Origin of the sequence: Clostridioides sp. ES-S-0054-01 (genome assembly GCA_021561035.1) — a bacterium.
In the GTDB taxonomy this organism is placed as follows: Bacteria; Bacillota; Clostridia; order Peptostreptococcales; family Peptostreptococcaceae; genus Clostridioides.
The window spans coordinates 668483-692792 of record CP067346.1 but is presented as its reverse complement, the minus strand read 5'-3'; the positions used below and the strand labels follow the sequence as shown (position 1 = coordinate 692792).

Here is a 24310-nt window from a genome sequence, read left to right as displayed (position 1 = left end):
TTATCTTATTAATGAGATAATATTGTCGTGTTGATAATATTGATTCAAGATTGATTGGAAATTTTATACATAGAATAACATCATTTCTACAGTAAATTTTTTATTTCTACAGTAAATTTTTATAGTTCTCATAAATAATTGTGATACTTTTTATAATAAATATCAGTTAACTATACTGTATTGATTATTTTATTCAACGTATTGATTATTTTATTCAACATTATAAAATTGCTTGTATATCGTAAAAACAGTTCTTTTTCAAAAATAAAAAAAGCCTTTGAACTATTTACATAACTCAAAGACTTTACATCTTATAATTCAATATTAAGCCAATTTTGCTTTAGCAACTTCTGCTAATTTTGCAAATCCTTCTGGGTCTTGTATAGCCATTTCAGATAACATCTTTCTGTTAACTTCAATACCAGATAGTTTTAATCCATTCATTAATCTTGAATAAGATATTCCATTCATTCTAGCAGCTGCATTTATTCTTTGTATCCAAAGTTTTCTGAAGTCTCTTTTCTTTAACTTTCTTCCTATATAAGCATTCTTTAATGCTTTCATTACGAATGTATTCGCTGGTCTATATAATTTGCTTCTAGATCCTCTGAATCCTTTTGCAAGTTTTAATATCTTCTTATGCTTTTTACGAGCGTTCATAGCTTTTTTAACTCTTGCCATCGTTATGACCTCCTTCTATATCCCTCTTCTATAGTTATTATTTATAATCCGTATCCTAGTATGGTAATAATTGTGCTATTCTCTTAGCATCTCCATCACTTACTAAAGTTGATTTTCTTAAGTTCATTTTATTTTTTGCAGATTTTTTAGTTAATTTATGTCTTTTAAACGCTTTAGGTCTCTTCAACTTTCCAGTTCCTGTTTTCTTTAATCTCTTTGCTGCACCTCTATGACTTTTCATTTTAGGCATGACAAATTCCTCCTCTCAGTTAATCATCTATTTTTTTGGATCTATAATTACAACCATATTATTGCCCTCAAATGCAGGGGCTTTTGTTGGTTCTCCAAACTCTTTTATTATATCTAAAAACTTAAGCATAACTTCTTTGCCTATGTCTTTATGTCCTAGTTCTCTTCCTCTAAATCTAAGTTCAACTTTGACTTTATCCCCTTTTTTAAGGAACTTTATAGCATTATTAGCTTTCGTATTTAAATCATTTTGTTCAATACCTGGTCTAAGTCTTACTTCCTTTACAACTATAGTTTTTTGCTTCTTCTTAGCTTCTTTGTCTTTTCTCGCTTGCTCATATCTAAACTTTCCATAATCCATTATCTTACATACTGGTGGATTTGCATTTGGCGAGATTTGAACTAAATCTAAGTTTTTGCTATTAGCCATTGCTTGAGCTTCTTTAGTAGGCATTACTCCAAGTTGTTCACCTGTTGATGAAAGGACTCTTATTTCCTTATCTTTTATTTGTTCATTGATTGCTAATTCTTTGCTAATTGTAGGACACCTCCAAATTTTTTATAAAATAAAAAGCGAATGATATAATCATCCGCAATATAAGTTACCAAATTTAAACAAGCTTAAACTAACATTAAGCTTTAACTTATATTTACCTTACTAACCTTCGTCGTAAGGTGAGAAGCGGACTTCTTCTTTGTTTTATTCTTACCCTATCTACTATATCACTTAATCAAATTATTTGCAACTATTTTTTTAGTTTAGGAAAAATTTAATTACTTTCTCCTACTACTAATTATATGCCTATGCTACTCATTTTGATATTAATTTTTAAATTTATATCCTAAAACCTTTTATATCTGAATATTATACATAACATTATACTTAATATACCTTAAATGTATACAATATAACATTTTTTATCATTTTCATTTTATTTAGTTTTATCACATTTTACTCAATATTATCTATATTTATCACTTTTTATTCAATATATAAAATCAATCTCTATATATACATAAATTCACTTTTTCATACATATAACAAATTTATTTTTATTTAGATAACATGTATATTTTTTCCATGAAAAATAAATAATAAAAAATAGTAAATATGGAAAATATAAAATTGATTAACAATAATTAATTACCTGAGGTGTGAATATGAAAATGCTAAACAACTTTTTTAAGAAAATCAACAATCCAGCTCCTGTCTTTGCACAGACAAAAATGGAAAGAGACAATCAAACAGATGATTCACTTTCTACAAAACCAAAGACTACATTTAGAGACGTTGCTGGATTAGACGAAGTAAAAGAAGAACTATTTGAAATAGTTGATTTTATGAAGTCACCACAAAAATATCAAAAAATGGGTGCAAAGATACCTAAAGGAGTATTATTTTATGGTCCTCCGGGAACAGGGAAAACTTTACTTGCATCTGCTGTAGCTGGTGAAACAAACTCATCATTTTTCAATGTTACAGGTTCAGAATTCGTTGAAAAATATGTAGGTGTAGGAGCAAAAAGAGTTAGAACTTTATTTGAAAAAGCTAGGAAAGAAGCTCCAAGCATAATATTTATAGACGAAATAGATGCTGTAGGTGCAAAAAGACATCTTGAAAGTAACAATGAAAAAGACCAAACACTAAACCAACTTTTAGTTGAAATGGATGGATTTAATAAAGATTCCAATGTATTAATAATAGGTGCTACCAATAGACTTGACTTATTAGATGAAGCTTTACTTAGACCAGGAAGATTTGACAGACACATTCATATAGGTGCACCAAATTATCACACTAGATTTGAAATTCTAAAGGTACATACAGATGATAAGCCTATAGACAAATCTGTAAATCTAGAACTTTTAGCTAAAAAAACTCATGGTTTCAATGGAGCTCATCTTTCAAATATAGCAAATGAAGCAGCTATATTTGCAGTTAGAGATGACAGTGAATGTATTACATCAGAACACTTTGACAAAGCACTTGAAAGAGTTATTGCAGGATTAGAATCCAAAAACTCTGCACTAGTTGAAAAAGAGAAAAAAATAGTAGCGTATCATGAGGCTGGGCATGCTCTTGTAAGTGATATAGTAGGAATTTGTCCTATACAAAAAATATCTATAGTTCCTAGAGGACAAGCATTAGGTTATGTTCTTCAACTACCTGATGAGGATAGATATATTTATACTAAGGACGAATTGGTTGGAAAAATAAAAATATTACTTGCTGGAAAGGCTTCAGAAGAATTAATATTTAACCACAAATCTACTGGTGCAAAAGATGACTTGAAGAAAGTCACTGAAATAGCTAACCAAATGGTTTGTGAATATGGTATGAGCAACTTAGGATTTATGACTATTGATGGAAATGATAAGACTTTCTTATGTGATAAGGTTCAAAAGGAAGCAAATCGTATAGTTGAAGTTTGTTATAAAGAGACTTTAGAGATGTTAAAGGATAATCTTGAAGATTTACATTCTGTTTCTAAGTTCTTATTTGAAAAAGAAACTATGACTCATGAAGAGTTAAAAGATTTAATAGGAAAAGAAGCCGTAAACTAATGCAAATTTAAAAACTAATGCAAATTTAAAAAGATGAGTCTTATCAAATTTAAGACTCATCTTTTAATTTTATCTGTTAATATAAATATTACCCCTACATAAATACATTAAAATTTATCATCAACCAATGTTAACCAATAGTAATTATAAAAATCCTATTCTTTTACTTACTAAGATTTCTTTATAAAAATTATTATTAACATATCTTTAGCTATCTATCAATTAAATCGTAGAACCTCTTTCAATCAATTCAGGCTTTAGCATTTCAACTACTGATTCAGGATTTTCTTCATTTAATAAGTCTTTAAGTATGTTAATTGTTTTTTCAATTAATAAATCTAGTGGCTGTCTAATTGTTGTTAAATTATAACTTTTCCATGAAGCCATCTGAATATCATCATACCCTATAACTGATAAATCTTCTGGTATCCTTAATTTATACTCAAATCTTGCAACATCCATTACACCAATAGCTATCAAGTCACTTGTGCAAAAAATCGCTGTTGGTGGACTTTGTAATGCTAACATTCTTTTCCCTGCTTCATATCCAGAATCATAGTCATAGTTTGCAGACTCTTCTTTAAGATTATGAATTCCATTTTGTCTTAACTTAGAATAAAATCCAATTTTCTTTTCCATTTCCTCACTTGTTTCTCTGGTAAATTGAATGTATCCTATATTTTTATGCCCCTTGTCAAGCAGATATTCAGCAGCCATTCCTCCGCCTTCAATTGGGTCTACATAGACTGTACTTATTTTTATGCCCGGTATAAAACGATTAAAAAGAATCACAGGAATATTATTTTCTTCACATGTCTCAGCCATTACCTTATTCATAGCTGAAGCTGTAATAATCACAGCTTCCACTTGAAACTGAATTACTCTTGAAATTATATTATCTATTCTTTCTTGTCTAGGAACCTTAAAAACAAGACATTGTTTACCTATCTCTTGAATTTTTTCTACAAATAAGTTGATAATCCTGTTATAAAATGGACCTAGATTATCACCGACTATCAATCCTATAACATTTGTTTTGCCACTAATCATTCCTCTTGCAACTAAATTAGGAACATATCCTATTTCATTTGCTATACGAAAAATTTTTTCTCTTACCTCAGGTTTTACACCCTTTCCATTTGCACTACCAAATGCTCTTGAAACAGATGATTGAGATACTCCTGCAAGTCTCGCAACATCTTTTGATGTAGCCGATTTATTATAATGAACTTTCTTTTGATTCATTTAGTATTTCTCCTTAAACATCTAGTATTTCTTCTTAAAATTGTATTAAAAATAAGATAATATATTGGATGATGAAAAAAGCCAACACAATTAATTCTTGCTTACCTAAAGAAAATGGTAGTATAGACACTCCATCTACTTTATCTATTCCTTTAGAAATAAGGTCTCTTCTCATACCAAATACAGTATATTTTTTAATATCCTCTACATTGTTATTGTTTTTTAAGATGATACTAAAAATATATCCAAATATCAATGTTATTGTAGCACCTATTGCTGGATTCCACAACCAACTCACGTTATATTTATTAGAAATAAAAAATCCTAAAACTAATCCCACAATAAAGCCAATAGATACTCCTTTATCATGCGCTTTATATGTAAACATTGCTAATATAAATGCACCTGTAGCTGGTCCAGAAAAATATGAAATATAGTTACCAACAAGGTCAAGAATCGACTTAATGCTTCCCCCAAATCCCATAATAATTAAACCAGTCATAACAACACCTATAACCATTGTTATAATCATTGTCACTTTTAATGATGATTCTTTATCATCTTTTTTAAAATAAAACTCATAAATATCTTTTGTAAAAACAGTTGTCATACTGTTTAATATAGAGTCAATACTAGACATTGCTGCTGCAAACACACCTGCAATAATAATTCCAATTGCTCCCACTGGAAGTTCATTCAAAATAAAAGTAATCATTATTTCATTTGAAGTTTCAAATACTCTTCCATCATAGAAAACGAATAAAATCACTCCTACCAATAACATAAGGTAATAAACTAGATTCATAACAAATGCACTAACTACAAAAGAATTTTTTGCACTGTTTAAAGATTTAGATGTTAAGACTCTTTGTACTTGAGCTTGGTCAAAGCAGAAATATCTTATCCACATTATAGTTCCACCAATTAAAGTAGCCCAAAAAGTATTTGTAACTGATATATCTGTGCTAAAATCAAATGTATTTAATTTACCACTCTGTCGTGCAATTTGCAATGTATCAAAGAAGCTAAGATTCATTCCCTCTAAGGCTACAATAATTACTATAAATACAGCACTTATTACTACTAGCATTTGAATACTATCAGTCCATATAACCGCTTTAATTCCCCCTAATAATGTATATATAATTGATACAAGTACAACGATTGGAACTAAAATATAAAGCGACCAACCAGTAACCATCTGAATAATAAGCACTGGTATATATACCATAGAACTCGCTTGAATCAATGAATTAATAAAAAATTGAATAATAGTTAATCCTCTTGAATAATTCCCCAAACGAAATCCCATATATTCATATACGGATGTTATCTTTAATCTATAAATAACTGGGGTGGTAATGCTCAGTGCAAAAAATATTGCTAAAGGTACTGTAATATTGACCATTACTGGATACATTCCATCCATATATGCCCATCCAGGACCACCTATAAAGCTATTTGCACTAATCATAGTAGCTGCAACTGATAAAGCAATTGGAATCCATGGCATTGACCTACCTGCTAAGAAATAATCTTCTTGATTTTTATTATCTTTTCCTGAATAATAACCAATAACTAACATTAACAGCAAATATCCTACTATAATATATACATCAATTAATGAAATCATAAGCCACCCCTTTCTAAGTAAAAAAAGAATTTTCAGTATTTTATTACTTCTTATTTAATGTTTCTGGTAAGAATAACCATACAATAGCACCTGCTACAAATACTGCTATTGATATATAAAAAATAGTTATCATACCTAAAGTATTAGAAGCTGTCCCAGCTATAGCAGGTATTGCAAATGTAGATATAATTCTTCCTCCATTAAACGACATCCCAGATGACAACGAGCGATATTTACTTGGAAACAGTTCTGTATAATATGCTCCCCATGCCCCAGAATATCCAACAGCAAGACCTAACAATACTGATATCATGTAGAATGTTGTTATATTGTCTCCCCCTAATTTTGTATATATAAAAACAAATACTGCTGCTAATGCCATCCCTATAAAAGGTACTTTTCTCCCAAATTTATCTGCTATATAGCCCCAGAATAAATATCCTACTAATTGACCAATTCCTTGTAAACTATATATAGAACCAGCTACTACTGATGTCATTCCTATTCCTGTTACTAAGTATGTAGTTGCATTATTTGAAAATGCTGAATATGCTGTAAAATTAGCACCAGATAAAAGAATTGTTCCCAGCCCAATCCATAAATACTTTCCCTTGTACATACTTATATAGCTAATTTTTTCACCAGTTTCTTTTCCTTTTTTAACTAATTCTTTTGTATACTCCAAATCATCTGGGACAAAGAAAAACGCCAAGATAGCTCCAACTATAGGTGGTACAATCGCGGTATACATCAATATTTGCCAATTTGCATCACCCAAAACTCCATACACTTTTCCACCAAAAATCATAGCTAACGAAAATAAGGCAGTTAATATAGCAGCTAACTTACCACGATATTTACTAGGAAACATATCTGCAACCAAAGGCATAGCTGTTCCAAATACACCACCTAGTACTACTCCTGTACACAAACGTGCAATTTTCCATAACATAATATTTGTAGGAGACAACATTGGTATAAATGTTGTCAATCCAATTAATAAAGCAACACTAATCAAAGTCCTCTTTTTTCCAATTTTTGTAGAAATCACTCCAAAAATAAACGTACCTGGAATTGTTCCAAAAGACATAACAGCAAATATTTCTTCTGTTTGTTTTAATGAAAAACCAAATCCACCCTCTGTTAGAGCATAAATCATTGTTGGTTTAATAAATGTACCTACCATAAAGTTGTAGCAATAAAAAAAGTATATTAAAGCAATTGAAAAAAATGCAATTCCTCTTTTTAAGTTTGAATAACCCCTTCCTAATATAATATCATTTTCTATCTCAACTGTTGTTTTCATATTCTTTATAAATCCCCCTTTTTAATGTTAATCATAATCTTTCTAAAAATTTCCCCCTATTTTTTATATACATTGCTTAAATTTTATAAAAAGAATACTCATTATATAGATTTCAAAACCATTTATACTCCAAATAATCCTACTCTTCTACACCCATATACATTTGCTTTAAAACATCCATACCATCAAAAGTTATCCATTCTTCCTTTACCTTACCTTGTAATACATGATAATGATTGATTCCCATTACCTCCACATGCTTTCCAGAAGGCTGTCCAAAAAAACCTATCCCTTCATTTATTCCACGTAATCTCCATCTTACAGATACATCATATCCTTCATTTTTTTCCCTTTGATTACAGGTTACTCTCTCTACTTCATAACTTCCATTTGGAATTGAGGCAAGGAAACTTACAATCATACCCTGTATCTCATCATATCCATTTAAATCTTTATCGCATATAAAATGGACTACTGCATTATCATGATAGTATTTTTTAACTTCATTTATATATTTATAATTATAAATACGACTTGTCATCTCAAGCATCATTTCACCAACAGAATCATCTTTTGCTTGGTACTTAGCTGGCATAAATTGACCGTCCATAGATTCACAGATACCATAGGTTGATTGCAAACTAAGTACTTTAGATGCACTTGCTTTTGCCATGTCTTTTGCTACTTCTTGAGGGTTTAATCCTAATTGAGTAACAATCCATAGATTATCTCTAACTAACCACTCTTCATGAATTCTATTGTTCGTTGTAGCACAATCAATTACAGTTCTAAAGTTTATTTTTCGACCTGTTGCTGGTCCAAAATTACTATCACCTAGATTAGTTGCTGTAGACAAAACACGATGAGAAGATAAAAAACCATCAGCACCAAAGTTAGACCATATTACATTTTGACCAATTAATCTTCTATCCGGAAACGCATGTAGTGTTTGAAGAGTATTGGAAATAACGTCTTTAATACCAACTAAATTAGAAGAACCACAGTGCATTGTAACATTGTTGTGATATGTATCATAAATAGCCCCTATACCTTTTTCTTCCCAAATATTATGTGTTATTTTCATAATATAATCTACAAAGTCTCTATACTTAGAATCAAATCCTGGTATTTCTTGCTCCCTTTTTGTCTGTTTTGAAAAATCATTGTAATCCATCACTCCAACAGGTGTTACTTCTAGTGAATCTCCATAGTAAATTTTTGTAGAGTCCATATTATATTCCCCCTTAAATAAGTCCTTTTCATTTTTTTCAGTAGTAATATTTATATTAGATTTATCTTCATCAGTTTTATGTATGCCTGTTTTATTATCAGTAATTTCATTATTAGTAATTTCATTATTAGTAATTTGATTTTTAGTAATTTCATTATTAGTAGTTCTATTATTAGTAGTTTCATTATCAGTAATTTGATTTTTAGTAATTTCATTATTAGTAGTTCTATTATTAGTAGTTTCATTATCAATAATTTGATTTTTAGTAATTTCATTATTAGTAGTTTCATTATTAGTAGTTCTATTATTAGTAGTTTCATTATCAGTAATTTGATTTTTATCTATATTATTAAAATTAGTTTGATTTACTTTAAATTTATGTTTTTCCTTAACTTTGTCTGATTCAAGCTCACTTATAGAATTTTCTTTTTCTTGCTCTTTTACTATCTCATCACTTTTATCACTAGATATCACTTTATATCCCTCCTTTTTAGAATACGTATGCATAATTAGGCATTAAAAATACTTTTAGTTCTCTCAAGAATATCAAGACCTTGTTGTTTCAGCCAATAAGGAATATCAATTAGTACCCAGTTTTCTTGAAGCTTATCCCCTTTGCGATAATAAACATCAACAACCTGCATATCTGCTTTAATCTCACCACCTGGCAATCCTAAAAAACCTCCACACGGTATATTAGTCAGATTAGGCCACCCAAAGAAACAAGCAAAGTTCCCTTCTGCAAATCTGCATACATGTCCATTGAAGGTCTTTCCTTTCAAATTATTTCTAAATGGTAGTTGGTGTTGCTCTTGGTATCTAGGTATAGTATAAGAAGCACCAATTCCTCCTGGACCATACCAAATCATATCTTTAGCCCATGATTTCTCAAGTACTTTTGGAGGGCATCCCATAGAACCACTTTCATTTAATTTAGACAAATCATCTACCATTTTATTCACTAATTCCAAAGTTTTTACTCCTTCAATTTCATCTGCATCTTCAAAAAGTAATCCATTATGGTCAACTGGACCTGGATATACAAAATATGAACCAGTTTGTGGAGGTAATGGATTTACTCCTGCTTGAATCATAAATCCGATTATATCTACAAATAATCCAGTTTTAGAAATTTTTCCATCCTGAACACAATTAAATTCTGCATATCTTAAACTAATCATTTTGCGAGTATGTTTAATACCAAGCCAATCATTATCAAAAAGTCCCATAAAGTGTCCCATACTCATTACCCACTCGCTATTGTCAATCTCATTAGTTCCTGCAATAAAAATATCTTGTCGTCTTTGCATATTACTCAATGAATTTTTTAAAGGCTTCCAAAATACGTCTGCTACATTTTCAATTCCTTCTTGCTCACGAAATGGATATACACCTTTCCAATTATAATCTGATTTCATGTGTTGTTTTAAAACATTTTTAATTCCATCTCCATTGGCATTTTCTAATGCTTCAAAGTAGTTTCTTACAACTTTTTTTGAATCTTGATATTTTCTCATATTTATACCCTCCATATTTATTTAAGTTATAATTTAACTTTCTCATTTTAACTGCATACGATTTCTTTTTTAACACCTCTTTACTCATTTTAAACGTTTTTTATGAATACATATGCATTTTTCTAAATATTAACATATACCTAAAAATTTGTAAAGAAAATGTTATCATAAAAATATAATTTGTTACTTATATCTACTTAAATTAATATAATTCTATAAATAAATTAAAATATACTAAATGACTACTGCAAATCAATAAACCATTACCTCAAATTATCAAACCTCAACTTGAAACTTTATCAACCCCTAAATATTATATAAATATATAACAAAATAAACCTAAAATTATTTTAAATTTTAGAGCGTGATTCATTTAAAATGATAATAAAATTAAAAAGTTCTATTCTTTAAAAAACAAATCTACCTACAGCTTCATATCTTTCTAAAAATAGTATAAATAAATCCTCAATATAGACTATTTCACTACCATTCAAGAGGATAACCTAGTTAACAATTTTTTATCATGTATGATTTATTGAAAAAAGTCCTTACTTATATGATAGTATTTTTCTAACATTTATGTAAATTATTCTAACATTTAGTTAAGCTTTATAAATTTCTGTTAAATTTAAAATAGAAATGCTTATTATCACTTAAACACTAGGTTTGTCATCATTACCTTGGATTTTGAGAGTTGAATTTACTACTAATTTACCACACACGAAAGAGCTTTGATATGACGATATGATTAAGCACATAGAAAATATATGATAAAAGCAAAAACCGTAGATTATATGTAACTCACTAATTAGTGATACATAATCTACGGTTTTTCTTCTCTAAATTTGTAGCCCACACCCCAGACTGTCACTATATACTGCTGATTGTCTGGGAATGGCTCTACTTTCTTTCTTAACTTCCGTATAAATGATGTGAGATTGCTTCCCTCTGAGGCGTTGTTATATTCCCATACATTCCCGTATAACTGTTCTTTTGTAAATACCTGCCCCTTATGTAAAAAAATGAAGTACAAGAGGTCAAATTCTTTTGCAGTCAAATATACCTCTTGTCCTGCATTGTTTGTAAAAGTACGGGTAAATGGATATATGGCAAAATCATAATTGTATTTCTTAAAAGTAAAAGGAACACAAGACAATTTATCAGAAAGCCATTTAACAGTTTGTTGAAAAATCATATCCTCAATATCATTGAATGAAACGATTAGTAGTTTCTCATAATATCATCCTCACTAAACTGAATGTATAGTGTTTATTGTTTTACATAAGGTTCAAAGTAAGTAGCAGTAAAAGCGTCATACTAATAAATAATCTGATAGAATACTCTATACCTCATTTTTGCAAAATGAATTGACTAACATTTATCGCTAGATGGCAAACTTTGCATGAGAGCAAAGAAATATTTTGGCTCACCTGTACTGAAATATTCATACCAATATTCCAGTGTGTTTGATTGAAAGACATCTAAACGCTCAATAATTTGTTTCGCCCACAATAAAGCTCCAGTGGAACTTGCAGTAATAAGATTATTATCCGCTACAGACGGCTTGTCTATATAAAAATTTTGTCCTTTGTAACAAGAAGAAACCATTTCAAGGAAGCCTGCACCATTACTTGTATGTGGACGCTTATCCAATAGTCCAAAGTTGGCTAGAGCAGCAGTAGCTCCACAAATTGCACAAACCGTAGCACCTAAAGAAAGAAATTCGCTTGCTTTTTCAATAATAGCGCCATGTTTTGGGTCGTTCCATGTATCTGCGCCGGGCAAGAGCAAGACACTTGTTTCACTCACAACAATATCATCAATTAAGCAATTAGGTACTATTGTCAGTCCACCCATTGTATTGATTGGCTCTTTAGAATAACTAACTGTTTTGAGCGATACACGCTGTGCGTCCTTTTTAAAAAACCTACCAGAATTAAGCTCTGAAATAACATATCCTAGTTCCCAATCCGCTAAAGTATCAAGAACGTAAACATAGATTGTAAACATATATTTCCTCCATTTCTATTATTTTCTACTTATGAATTTAACAAACTACATAAACTAATTAGTTTACATCCTTTGCTTTCATAATAATGAAGCATTTCATTTATTTTCTTTTTGTCATAGCTAGTAATACAATCTGATAAAACATTAACTTTATAATTTGCTTTTGCTAAATTATATGTGCTTGATTTAATGCAAGCAACAGCGTCTCCTCCAGCTATGTAGAATTCACATATTCCATTTTTATTTACAAAGTCTGTAAACTCTTCACTAGTTAATACATTACCTTTGGATTTCGTAAAAACATTATTCGACACTATATTCAAATCTGAAGCCAATTCAGACCCATGTGTATTAGGTTTAAAAGTTCTCGTTCCAGCTGATAAATTATAATGCCTAATGTAAACAACGTGAACGTCATTTCTAACTGCCCAATCTATGGAATTGTTTATATTACCAATTATTTCCTTGTAATTCTTTGTCATATCGTTTTGAATATCAATGATTACTAAGGCTTTTTTCTGCATATTATAACCTCCTTTCTCTACTTTTTCAGTATATCACACAATAGTTGACACCATTATGGCAATAATATATAATAAAAAAAATAAAATTTGAAAGGTGGTAACCAAATGAAAGTTGATAGGCTTATGAGCATTGTTTTGGTTCTCCTTGATAAAGAGCGTATTAGCGCACAAGAGTTAGCAGATATGTTTGAAGTTTCACTACGTACAATTTACCGTGACATAGACGCTATCGACTTAGCAGGTATTCCTATTCGTTCAACATCGGGAGTAGGCGGTGGATTTGAAATTATGCCAAATTACAAAATTGATAGAAAAGTTTTTTCAACTGCTGACCTTTCTGCTATTCTGATGGGACTTTCCAGTCTTTCCAACATGATACGAGGTGAGGAACTAATAAATGCTCTTGCGAAAGTCAAAAGTTTTATACCTACTGACAGAGCAAAAGAAATTGAACTAAAAGTTAATCAAATTTGTATTGATTTAAGTAAGTGGATGGGTAACAGCAACATACAGCCATATTTAGAAATTATCAAAGTAGCTTTGCAGGAAAGCAATCTATTGACCTTTGAATATATAGCCCACCATGGAAATAAGACCGCACGAACAGTCGAGCCATATCAGCTTATATTGAAAAGTAGTCATTGGTATTTGTATGGGTATTGCCACAAAAGAAATGATTTTCGTTTATTTAGACTATCTCGTATATCAAACCTACAAATACAAGAGGAAACATTTATACCACGAGATTATCAAAAACCGCAATTAGAATTTGCGAATATTTTGAAAACTATACAGACAGTAATTAAAATTCGTATTCATAACTCTATTATGGATAGAGTGCTTGATTATTGTTCTTATGAAAACTTTTCTCCAGATGGTGATGAGCATTACATTGTCAGTTTTCCTTTCGTAGAGAACGAATATCACTATGATATTCTTTTGAGTTTTGGAGACAAATGTGAGTGTTTAGAGCCGTTACATATTCGTACAAAAATGAAGCATAGAATATATGATATAGCTTCCATATATGAACTCTAATATTCGACTACATAATGGACGCATTTTATGACAATCATCATCAAATGCCGATTCGTTCATTTCTGGAAAATCCAGCAATTCAGAAACAGTCATATCCAACGCTATTGCAAGTTTGTGAAGTGTTTTCAGCTTTGGATTCTTTGTCCTTTCATCAAGTTCTCTACTGTAGATTGCGTGATACCAGATAAAGTGGCAAGTTTATTGATTGTGATTTTTCTTTCCTCACATAGCTCTGTCAATCGTTTTATAACGGCTTCTGAATACGTCATATGAAATCTCCTTTACTCGTATACGGTTAATTTAACTGTATATGGGTGATGACAGAAAGGATAATGAACTTTTCGATATTATATCGGAGTTTGCCTGTGTCCATGATGATATTTATTTTGAAGTTGGAATGCTGGTGGGATTTCAAGCCTCATCCAAGTCGTAGGAGTACCAATCACAGCTACAAGTGATAATAATGTAATAACAGGAGATAGAGAAGGTCCAATTGCTGTAACACTAGCTGAGCGAATTGCTGCTTTAATTCCTTTTCTTTCAATACCAAGATTTGAAGCCTCTTTTAACGCTGCCTTCATAAATACGATTGCTTGAACAACTGAAATAATTACTAAAAAACTAGAAACAATCCAAAGACCAAGACTATTAATCATTTCTTGAAACTTCATACTTTATTCCTCCTTAAAATAAATTTTTTGATGTTTCATGATTTACTTTCTTTTTTAATCTTATCCTATTTTTGTTTTAATTTATTTTATCTAAGATATAGTATCTTTAATAGGACATTATCTGTCTTAAAGTCTCACTAAAAATATTAAGATTTAGATAATATATTGATAGTTAATCAATATTATAAAATTCTAATATATTCTTTTTCTTGCATAATTAATTTATAAAGAGTTTCTTCATTTTGACATTTTAATATAAAACTTTTAATCAAAAAAACTTTATTATTTTATAAAAATATTATTATTTTCATAATTTATATTTTCTAGTGTTGTTTACGGTTCTACTTATATAAAATAAGGTCATTTCTTGTTTTCAATTTTCATCTAAATATCATTGTTTTTTCTTAAAAATCTACTTTTAGTCAAAATGTAGTTGTATTTAGGCACTATTTAGATAATTTATCTTTAAACCTATAAATGAAGTAAATTCATGTGGATAAAACTACATTTATAGTAAATAAATAATTGTTGCTATTAAAGTAGAGATTATTTTTAAAAGTACAAGTTAATTTACAGTATCCAAAACTAAAAAGGTGATAGTCTATTAAAAACTATCACCTTTGTCATTTTATTAGTATTATATATTTTAATTTATTTGTGAGATTTATTTTTAAATATTTATTTCTTAGCATCTATCTTTAATACTATTTTATAATGTTTATTTTATTTATTATTTACTTTATCATTCTTATCAAATATTAATCCCATAGATTCTCTTTACTTCATTACATTATAATCAATCTTAATTCAAGTAATTACTACTTGAGCATATTAAACACAATTTTATGTAATTACATCATCATGTGACTTAATGTAATTACATCATCATGTGACTTATATAATAAAAGAAAACTTTACTTATTACTTTGACACTGCTTTACAAATTCAATTGGATGTTGAATTATTTTAGAAGTTTCTTCTACAGAATATCCCTCATCTAAATATCTTCTAGCTATAACTTCCATAGACTCTCCTATCTCAATAATATGCTTATCTGGGTCATAAATACGTACTACCTTTTGTTGCCATTCATGCTTTAGTGGCTTATGTACAAACTCCACATTTTTATAAGAATTGAGTTTTTCAATAAATTCGTCAAAATCATCAACCTCAAAATAAAGTTCCATGTTATTTGACTTTTGTATAATTGTATCTGGATTAATCCCTGTAAGCCATGCGAAGTCTTCTTGTATAGCAAATCCTCCACTAAATGTTACATTTTTACCTAAATCCAACTCAACTTCTTGTTCAAATAATTCTTGGTAAAATTTTTTTGACACTTCAACATTATTCACTGCTAATAATGAAACCTGATATTTCATAAATTTTCCTCCTAATTTTTTATTAAGCCTTTCTTTCTATTTTATCAATATTTTTTATTAATCCTTCTTTTTTTCAACACTTTTTATTGCCTCTTTATTTTATCAGTTTAAATATGAAAACACTATGACATATTTGTAAAATATATGTTGATATCCACCTTAAAGCTTCATAATTTGTATTTAAAAAGCCATTTTAAATCTAGTATAATCCCACTGTCTCTATTTAAAAAGCTACCTTAAATTGTACTTATATAATTGATAAGTAAAGGTAGCTTTTTAAATTTAATTAAATAGAATATCTATTATTAATTTATGTTTACATTTGACCTTATTTAGATTTACATTATAATATTATAATCTACTTATAATTGGTGGTTATATTACTTAAGTAGATTAATACATTATACAAATATACTTACATATAATTTATATTGATACTATATAAAAATACATTTACTTATACGGTTTCCTCCTCTTTTTTTAGATTTTTTATCCACTCTTCAATAAATAATATATCATCTTTACTCAAATTAACATTTTCATGTAATGATAACAATAAACTTTTTATAGAAGAATCATGAATATTTATAAAGAAATCTCTTGTTTCAACAATTATGTATTCCTTTTCTTTAATTAAAACTTCATAATGTGTATATTTATCTATCTTTTCAGAATTTAGAAAACCTTTTACTACCAATCTAGATAAAAGAGTCAAAGTTGTTGTTTGCTTCCATTGATATTTTTGTTCCATTTTTAAAACAATATCTCTTGATGTTACTTTCGAATCTAATTTCCATATAAATTTCATTATCCTTAATTCTGATTGCGGCAACTTTTTTATATTCATGATAAAACCTTGCTACTCAGAATATAGACAAGCAATATCCATAATAAAATTTTTCGATTAAATACATCTTATACGGATTTATATAAGCTTAGATTTATAAGATATTTTTCAATCTTAATCCTAAATTTAGCTATTTGTACACAGTAAATATATATAAATAATGTCAAAATTCTCTTGTATTATATTGCTTAATTTTATGAAATATTTTGTACTCAGCTATCTATTTTGGATACTTGTCCAGTAGCTCTCCCTTCTTTTAAATTATTTAATTTTAAACATTTGTATTTCAGTAAATCTTATTTCCTTTAATTTTTGCTTCTTAACTTTCATACCTCTTAAAAATAATGTTAACTGTAATTTTAAGATTATAATTTTAGCCTTGTTTAGTTGAAAAATTCTATATAATTATATTTTGCTATTTTAGAGTTTTTTATTTATATCCTATATAGTTCAAATTTTTTTATTAATTTTATTATAAATATTTTATATATTTCAACATATATACATGATATATCTGAAAATACTACATTAAAGTTCTACTTTAGTAGAACTTTTGAACGCAAAATACGCCAATTAAAAATATTTTCTTTGCTCTAAATAAATAACACTTGCTTCAAATAAATTACACTTACTTCAAATAAATAATCCTTGCTTCAAATAAATTACACTTGCTTCAAATAAATAATCCTTGCTTCAGATAAATAACACTTGCTCTAAATAAATAATTATAATAAAATAGACCTATAATAATTACATAAAATCTATTATAATTATATAGAACCTTCTACAATTAAAATATTTTTTAACATATAATTATATTTTTCTTAAAATAAAAAACATTATATCTTAATTCTATTTTAGTAGAATTTTTTTGTCAAGAATATTATTAAATTTAATTAAAAAATATAAAAAAAACGGAATTATTTAAAAAATTTAACAACCTTACAATAATTCCAAAATATTATTTCTATGAAAATTTTGATACCATAAGTAACTCAGCTATAAGCGCATGAAGCATAAGTTACTCTTTTTTAATAAAACTTGACAAGAAAAGAATTTATTATTATTCTACTCTAATAGAGTTACTTTGTCAATAAAGAATAAAATTATTTTCAAAATATTTTCATTCTTCATTCTTATCTGTTATTATCTTATAAAATATTACTTAGCCCGAGGTAATTTTAATGTTGTTTTTATACCTTGACAATCAATACTTTTAATATCTAACTTACCCTTATGTGCATTAATAATACCTGCTACTATAAGAAGACCTAGACCATGATTTTGACCTTTAGCATATACCTCACTCAAACCATTATGAGCCTTTAATAAACTATTAATTTTTTCTTGACTCATGCCTTTTCCATCATCTTCAACAATTATATAGCAAAAATCTAAATCAGACTTAGAAATCACCTTTATATTACATCCTTGTTGGTTGTAATTATACTATTTTGTATTAAATTACTAATAGCCCTTTTTAATAATTTTTTATCTAAATCTATAGTAATATTTTCATTCAATATATCAAGTTCAATATAAAAATCATTATCCAAGTTATTATTTATAAATTCAGAAACAAGCTCTCTCAAAAACGCAGAAACTCTAATCTTATTACAATTCAGTGCCTGCATATTATATTCAAGTTTAGACACTAAATTGAGGTCACTTACTAATTATCTAATTTTAACTCCCTGATTGCATATAATAGACACTTGCTCTTGTTCTCTATTAGAAAAACTACTGTTTTCTTAAATTTTTCCAAAATATCCAATTATCATGAAAGTGGAGTTCTTATATCAAGTTCTTATATCATGATATATTCCTGCAATCCAGTTAGACATAGCTTCATCTCTCTTCCTAAGCTTTTCATCTTTCATTTGCAATTCTTTAGACACAGTATTAATAGATTTTGAAATATCACTCAGTATCCCCTAACCATCAGCCCCTAAGCCCAAACCAATCAATCTATCCTTATCTTCACCTCTTGCAGAAAGAAAGGTAACTGGTATCTTAGATGTTTCTCTAATTTTTCTCATAATAGAAAAACCATCTCCATCTGGCAATACAATATCTAAAATTGCACAATCTGGCTTTATATTTCTAAATATCCTAACAACTTCTTCATAATTTGATGCCAAAAATACTCTACTAACCCCCTCTTTTTTTAGGATTTCATCTATCATTTTCAGTAATTCCTTGTGGTCATCAATTACAAGTATTTTTTATCTTTTATTCACTCCATAACCATTACCCTCTTTTAGTATATCCATTACCCATTTTCACAAATTTGTCTCAATAGACTATTTAAGGTTATCGTAATGTAAACTTCAACTATCTGAAATGTAACTTATTTACGTATGACATTTAGATGACTCAAAGTCAATTATTTAAACTTTTAAAGTCTTCTAAAATTATGTTATAATACTTTTAAATAATATAAAAGGGGTTTGAATATGTTTGAATCAAGATGTGGTGTCTGTTGTGACAGTTGTACAAGAAAAGAGCAAGTAAATTGCACTGGTTGCCCAACTATGGAAAAACCATTTTGGGGTGGAGAATGTAAGGTTAAAACTTGCTGTGAAGGTAAGGAACTTAATCATTGTGGGGAATGTGATATTTTCCCTTGTGATATGCTTTTAAATAAGGGAAAAGACCAAGGTTTTGACCCTATGATAAATATTGAGCAATGCAGAAAATGGCTTGAAGAAACAGTTTCTAATTAATTATCTTAGAATGTTTTGTTAAGTAATTTATCTAATCCTTTGTTAGGTAGTATATTTAGTCATTCGTTAATTGGTATATTTATGCATTTATTGACTGGTATATTTAACCATATGGATAGATTTACATAAAACTTACGACTATTGACTTGTATATTTAACCATATGGATAGATTTACATAAAACTTACGACTAAAAAAGAGTTGAGTATTAGTTTTTATTATTTAAAAATGATATTCAACTCTTTTTTATGCCTAACTTTTTTGATTTTTTAATCTTTCCAATACCATCACTTTAATTTTTCTGGTTCTGGATTTTCAGTTGATGCAAAATATACTGCACATCGGTATACATATAACTAACATCTATCTATATGCTGTCCACGCATTAAGCATTCTTTTTCATACATTTGTGCTGGGTTTGCATCTTTAAGTGATTTAATCGTTGTACACCCCAACATTATTGAAGATTTTCTGTTGCTTTTCCTACGCCTAGAGTTTTTGCAATTCTCCACTTTTTTTCTGAATTTGATTCTTCGTATCAAATTATCAAAATCACTATTCATTTCGAGGTAATCTATCTCTTTTAAAAAAAGTACCTTCCAAGCTGTTTCACTAAGTGGCTATTTTATTATTTTTATTTTCCTTATCTATATAGTAATACATTTCATTATATAGTGATAGATTTCATTATTTATACAATGATATGTATTACAAAATTTAGATTAAGTAATATGTATTATAAAATTTAGATTAAGTATTTTATTTTAAATTTTAAATACAATTTAAAGTTTTGATTTGAAATATACTTTACATTACTTTATTAATAATTGAAATATTATATTTTATTTTGAAATACTATATTTCATTTTGAAATACAAAACAGGTAAATAAAGTATCACTACTAACACTCTTTAAGAAAAGGTTTGTATAAATTTTTATTGAATTCATTTGATTCGTATTTAAATTGCAATAAATTACATAAAAAAATAAAAAAATTATTATTAATCCAAAAAGTTGGCATATTTCATGCTTTTATAATTTAATATAAATCTAAAATTTAATAAGGAGAAGAAAATGAATAAAAAACAGTTGATGAAATTCTTACTTGTTGCATCTATACCAATAATTGTATGGAGTTTGCCTACACCACAAGGATTAAAGAAAGAAACTTGGGATATTGTTGCTTTATATCTAGGTTTACTAGCAGGTCTTGTTATTAAACCATTTAAAGAACCAATAATTACTTTAATTATCGTAGGGGTAGCACTTATGTTCATGGATGAATCAATACTGCTTCATGGATACTCAGACAAGATGACTTGGTTTTTAGTTGTTGTAACGATTGTCTGTACAGCTTTTGTAAAGACAGGACTGGGAAAACGTATGGCGTACAACCTTCTACTAAGAGCAGGAGATTCTACCCTGGGACTTGGATACTTAATGATGATAAGTGATTTAATACTTAGCCCAGCTACAGGTTCAAATGCATCTAGAACAACTATTATATACCCTATATTTAGAAATATAGCAGAAGGTGCAGGTTCTAAACCTGATGATGAACCTAAAAAATTAGGAGCATATTTAACAGTATTAACATATGTAGTCTCTCAAGGTACAGCGGCACTATTTTTGACAGGTATGGCAACCAATGCTATAACAGTTTCTTTAGCAGCTAGTATGTTAGGTGTTAACTTAACTTGGGGAACTTGGTTTATGGCATCAGTTGTACCAGCAGGTTTATTCTTACTAATAGCCCCACTTATAGTATATAAGATATATAAACCGGGCTTAACTCACCTAACAGATATTAAGCCACAAATAAGAAAAGACTTAAAATCATTAGGTGTTATTACAAAACATGAAAAGATATTAGTTGTATTCTTTATTCTTGCAATTCTTGGATGGATGTTTGGTGAAAAAATACCTTTTGTAAACTTAAATATGCAGGTAGTAGGATTTGTATTCTTAGCATTGGTTCTTATAGCAGGGATTTTAGATTGGGATGATGTTATTGGTGCTAAAGGAGCATGGAATGTATTTATATGGTATGGTGCATTTTATGGTATTGCTGGTTCGTTAGCTGATGCAGGTTTTTATAATTGGCTAGCTGATAAATTAGGTACAGTACTTAATCTATCAAATGTAAATGGATTATTAGTTACAGTAGTACTATTGTTAGTGAGTTTGGCAGTTAGATACTTCTTTGTATCAAATAGTGCATTTGTAGCATCTTTTTATCCTGTACTATTTGCAATAGTTTTATCTACCAAAGCAAATCCAATGGTAGTCACATTATTACTAGCATTCTTTGCAAGTTATGGGGCTTTATTAACTCATTATGGAAATGGAGCTGGTCTTATAGCCTTTGCATCAGGATATGTATCTCAAAAGGATTTCTGGAAAGTAGGTACTATCATGGTAATGGTTGCATTAGTAATATTCTTAGTAATAGGTTTACCTTACTGGAAAATAATTGGATTATGGTAAGTATATATTAAATTTATATATTGGAGATGAATAACTATGCTAGATTTACTTATTATAAATGGTCATGTAATAGACCCTAAAAATAATGTAAATGGAAATAAAACAATTGCTATATACAATGGAAAAGTAACTGAATATAAACATGGTGATAAAGCAAAACACACAATAGATGCAAGAGGTAAATTTGTTTTTCCAGGGTTGATTGATGCACACGCTCATATGTTTGCAGATGGAACTGAAATTGGTATATATCCAGATAGTACCTACCTTCCAACTGGTGTTACTAGTGCAATTGATTGTTCTGCAGGGGTAGCAAATTACCAACTTTTTAAATCTTCAATTATAGCTAGAAGTAAAGTAAATATAAAAAGTTTCTTGCAAGTTTGCTCAGCAGGCTTGGTAACTACTAGTTACCATGAATGTATTGACCCAAAGTATTTTAATCATGAAAAAATAGAACGAATATACAATGAAAATAAAGATAATATATTAGGTCTAAAAATAAGATTAAGTGAAAATTTGGTAGATGGTCTAGGAATAGAGCCATTAAAAGAAACTATTAAAATAGCTGAAAAAATAGGATGTCCTGTTGAAGTTCATTGTACAAATTTACCAGTTCCTACAGAGGAAGTATTAAACATATTAAGACCAGGAGATATATTTGAACATGTATATCAAGGTGTTAAAAATACTATCCTCGACTCAAATGGCAATTTATATGAATGTGTGAAAAAAGCAAGGGAAAGAGGAATCATATTTGATACAGGAGAAGGTAGAAAACATGGTGATTTTGAAGTCATGTTAAAAGCAAAAGAACAGGGATTTATAGCTGATATTTGTAGTACAGATTTGGTACTAGAAAGCATGTTTAGAAGACCTATATTCTCTCTTCCAAACCTTATGTCTAGATACATATGTATGGGAATAAGTCTATATGATGTTGTAAAAATGACAACACAAAATCCAGCTAAACTTATGAAAATGGAAAATCAGATAGGATGTTTATCAGAAGGTGCAAATGCAGATATAGCAATATTTGACATCATGGATGTTAAACAAATTTACACAGATTGGAAAGGTAGTAAATTCGAGGCAGATAAATTATTAAAAACAGAAATGACCATCAAAGATGGATTTATAGTATATTGTGCCCCAGATTACATATATGAAAATTAATTAGGAGGAAAAAAATGGGTTGGAAAATATTATTACCACAAGAAATAATGCAAGAAGGTAGGGATTACTTAGAAAGTAGAGGTCATGAACTAATAACTGGTTCAGGCATGGAGACTAAAGATATAATAAATGATATAAAAGGTATTGATGCAATTATAGTTAGGCTATCTAAAATAACGAGAGAGGTATTTGAAGCTGCTGATAATCTAAAAGTAATAGTGCGTCATGGTGCAGGATTTGATACTGTCGATTTGGAGGCAGCAAAAGAATTTGGTGTTCAAGTATTGTATTGTCCAGTAGCAAATAGTACTTCTGTTGCAGAGGTAACATTAATGTATATGTTATATTGCTCTAGAAATTATACAAAAGTAAGAAAAAACTTTATAGATGACTACTATAAAGCTAAATTAAGAACGCCTAAATGTGAGCTTGATGGAAAAACTGTAGGAATTATTGGATGCGGAAACATAGGTTCAAGAGTTGCTAAGATGTGCATGGATGGATTTAATATGAAAGTAGTTGCATATGACCCATATAAATCATCTAAAGATTTTCCACTAGGTGTAGAAGTGACTAGAGATATAAATAAAATATACAAAGAAAGTGATTTCGTTTCTGTTCACTGTCCAACGACTTCTGTTACTAAAAATTTTATAGGAAAAGAACAGTTTAATATGATGAAAGAAACAGCATTTTTTATAAATGCAGCTAGAGGAAGTGTCGTAGATGAACAAGCTTTATATGAAGCATGTAGAGATAATGTTATAGCAGGTGCTGGTTTAGATGTGTTACAACAAGAGCCAGTAGACTCAAAAAATCCTATATTGTATTTAGATAATGTAGTGGTATCCCCTCATATAGGAGCAGCAACTAAAGAAGCTACTAATAGAGCATCTTTACACTCTGCAATTGGGGTTAATGAGGTATTTGAAGGTAAAAATCCTACTTGGCCAGTAAAATTAATAGATTGGGATAATGCAACTATATACAATGATTAGTAAACACTTATTAGGAGGAATTTAA

19 protein-coding genes and 5 pseudogenes are annotated in these 24310 nt (G+C 28.9%); 6 read left to right on the top strand and 18 right to left on the bottom strand.

Translation table 11 applies throughout. The features are described 5' to 3' along the window. Positions 1 to 324: 324 nt before the first annotated feature. The 3 genes from rplT to JJC02_03575 are packed head-to-tail and all read right to left on the bottom strand — an operon-like array spanning position 325 to position 1468. Complete coding sequence (gene rplT / locus JJC02_03585; GenBank protein UDN55275.1) at positions 325 to 681, bottom strand: 50S ribosomal protein L20; 357 nt, start codon at positions 679 to 681, stop codon at positions 325 to 327. Between the two features lie 55 nt (positions 682 to 736). Then, positions 737 to 931 (bottom strand): 50S ribosomal protein L35, encoded by a 195-nt coding sequence (gene rpmI / locus JJC02_03580; protein UDN55274.1) that lies wholly within the window; start codon positions 929 to 931, stop codon positions 737 to 739. 27 nt (positions 932 to 958) lie between these two features. Next, positions 959 to 1468, bottom strand: a complete 510-nt coding sequence (locus tag JJC02_03575; GenBank protein ID UDN56370.1) for a translation initiation factor IF-3 — start codon at positions 1466 to 1468, stop codon at positions 959 to 961. 623 nt (positions 1469 to 2091) lie between these two features. On the opposite strand from JJC02_03575, the gene JJC02_03570 reads away from it, so the two are divergent. Next, entirely contained in the window at positions 2092 to 3495 is a 1404-nt protein-coding gene (locus JJC02_03570; protein ID UDN55273.1) for an AAA family ATPase, read from the top strand. Positions 3496 to 3717: 222 nt separating this feature from the next. Here the strand turns inward: JJC02_03570 and JJC02_03565 are convergent, their stop codons facing one another. From JJC02_03565 to JJC02_03530, 8 genes are all read right to left on the bottom strand, one after another. After that, the gene (locus tag JJC02_03565; protein UDN55272.1) at positions 3718 to 4740 is read right to left on the bottom strand and encodes a LacI family DNA-binding transcriptional regulator; all 1023 of its coding nucleotides are present in this window, start codon (positions 4738 to 4740) and stop codon (positions 3718 to 3720) included. Positions 4741 to 4774: 34 nt separating this feature from the next. After that, the gene (locus JJC02_03560) at positions 4775 to 6373 is read right to left on the bottom strand and encodes a sodium:solute symporter (protein ID UDN55271.1); all 1599 of its coding nucleotides are present in this window, start codon (positions 6371 to 6373) and stop codon (positions 4775 to 4777) included. Positions 6374 to 6416: 43 nt separating this feature from the next. Then, entirely contained in the window at positions 6417 to 7679 is a 1263-nt protein-coding gene (locus JJC02_03555) for an MFS transporter (GenBank protein ID UDN55270.1), read from the bottom strand. A 139-nt stretch (positions 7680 to 7818) separates the two neighbouring features. After that, positions 7819 to 9384 carry an ester cyclase gene (locus JJC02_03550; GenBank protein ID UDN55269.1) on the bottom strand — a complete coding sequence of 522 codons (1566 nt, stop codon included), beginning with the start codon at positions 9382 to 9384 and terminating at the stop codon, positions 7819 to 7821. Between the two features lie 35 nt (positions 9385 to 9419). Then, positions 9420 to 10427 carry a nuclear transport factor 2 family protein gene (locus JJC02_03545; GenBank protein UDN55268.1) on the bottom strand — a complete coding sequence of 336 codons (1008 nt, stop codon included), beginning with the start codon at positions 10425 to 10427 and terminating at the stop codon, positions 9420 to 9422. A gap of 823 nt (positions 10428 to 11250) precedes the next feature. After that, positions 11251 to 11622, bottom strand: coding sequence for a winged helix-turn-helix domain-containing protein (locus JJC02_03540; GenBank protein UDN55267.1), 372 nt, complete (start codon positions 11620 to 11622; stop codon positions 11251 to 11253). Between the two features lie 176 nt (positions 11623 to 11798). Next, positions 11799 to 12437, bottom strand: a complete 639-nt coding sequence (locus tag JJC02_03535; GenBank protein ID UDN55266.1) for a glutamine amidotransferase — start codon at positions 12435 to 12437, stop codon at positions 11799 to 11801. Between the two features lie 29 nt (positions 12438 to 12466). Next, positions 12467 to 12961, bottom strand: coding sequence for a cysteine hydrolase (locus JJC02_03530; GenBank protein ID UDN55265.1), 495 nt, complete (start codon positions 12959 to 12961; stop codon positions 12467 to 12469). A 105-nt stretch (positions 12962 to 13066) separates the two neighbouring features. Here JJC02_03530 and JJC02_03525 point away from each other — a divergent pair, with 105 nt between their 5' ends. Further along, positions 13067 to 13999 carry a YafY family transcriptional regulator gene (locus tag JJC02_03525; protein UDN55264.1) on the top strand — a complete coding sequence of 311 codons (933 nt, stop codon included), beginning with the start codon at positions 13067 to 13069 and terminating at the stop codon, positions 13997 to 13999. Here the strand turns inward: JJC02_03525 and JJC02_03520 are convergent. From JJC02_03520 to JJC02_03495, 6 genes and pseudogenes are all read right to left on the bottom strand, one after another. Continuing rightward, positions 13937 to 14268: pseudogene (locus JJC02_03520) on the bottom strand (helix-turn-helix transcriptional regulator). The gene JJC02_03525 and the pseudogene JJC02_03520 overlap by 63 nt on opposite strands. Positions 14269 to 14412: 144 nt before the next feature. After that, positions 14413 to 14670: pseudogene (locus JJC02_03515) on the bottom strand (DUF5058 family protein). Positions 14671 to 15584: 914 nt separating this feature from the next. Beyond that, a complete protein-coding gene (locus JJC02_03510; GenBank protein UDN55263.1) occupies positions 15585 to 16052 on the bottom strand; it encodes a glyoxalase/bleomycin resistance/dioxygenase family protein in 468 nt (155 codons plus the stop codon). 457 nt (positions 16053 to 16509) lie between these two features. Then, positions 16510 to 16899: a BlaI/MecI/CopY family transcriptional regulator gene (locus tag JJC02_03505; protein UDN55262.1), complete on the bottom strand. Its 390-nt coding sequence runs from the start codon at positions 16897 to 16899 to the stop codon at positions 16510 to 16512. Positions 16900 to 18060: 1161 nt separating this feature from the next. Next, positions 18061 to 18833: pseudogene (locus JJC02_03500) on the bottom strand (HAMP domain-containing histidine kinase). 6 nt (positions 18834 to 18839) lie between these two features. Beyond that, positions 18840 to 19085 (bottom strand): annotated as a pseudogene (locus JJC02_03495) (response regulator). 270 nt (positions 19086 to 19355) lie between these two features. On the opposite strand from JJC02_03495, the gene JJC02_03490 reads away from it, so the two are divergent. Continuing rightward, positions 19356 to 19625, top strand: a complete 270-nt coding sequence (locus JJC02_03490) for a DUF3795 domain-containing protein (protein ID UDN55261.1) — start codon at positions 19356 to 19358, stop codon at positions 19623 to 19625. A gap of 286 nt (positions 19626 to 19911) precedes the next feature. Here the strand turns inward: JJC02_03490 and JJC02_03485 are convergent. Next, positions 19912 to 20082: pseudogene (locus JJC02_03485) on the bottom strand (hypothetical protein). 616 nt (positions 20083 to 20698) lie between these two features. Here JJC02_03485 and JJC02_03480 point away from each other — a divergent pair. Genes JJC02_03480 through JJC02_03470 form a run of 3 tightly spaced genes read left to right on the top strand, consistent with a single transcriptional unit; the run spans position 20699 to position 24285 of the window. Continuing rightward, positions 20699 to 22111: a DASS family sodium-coupled anion symporter gene (locus JJC02_03480; protein UDN55260.1), complete on the top strand. Its 1413-nt coding sequence runs from the start codon at positions 20699 to 20701 to the stop codon at positions 22109 to 22111. A gap of 36 nt (positions 22112 to 22147) precedes the next feature. Then, positions 22148 to 23287, top strand: a complete 1140-nt coding sequence (locus JJC02_03475; protein UDN55259.1) for an amidohydrolase family protein — start codon at positions 22148 to 22150, stop codon at positions 23285 to 23287. Between the two features lie 14 nt (positions 23288 to 23301). After that, on the top strand, positions 23302 to 24285 hold the full coding sequence (locus JJC02_03470; GenBank protein UDN55258.1) for a hydroxyacid dehydrogenase: 984 nt from the start codon (positions 23302 to 23304) through the stop codon (positions 24283 to 24285). Positions 24286 to 24310 lie beyond the last annotated feature (25 nt).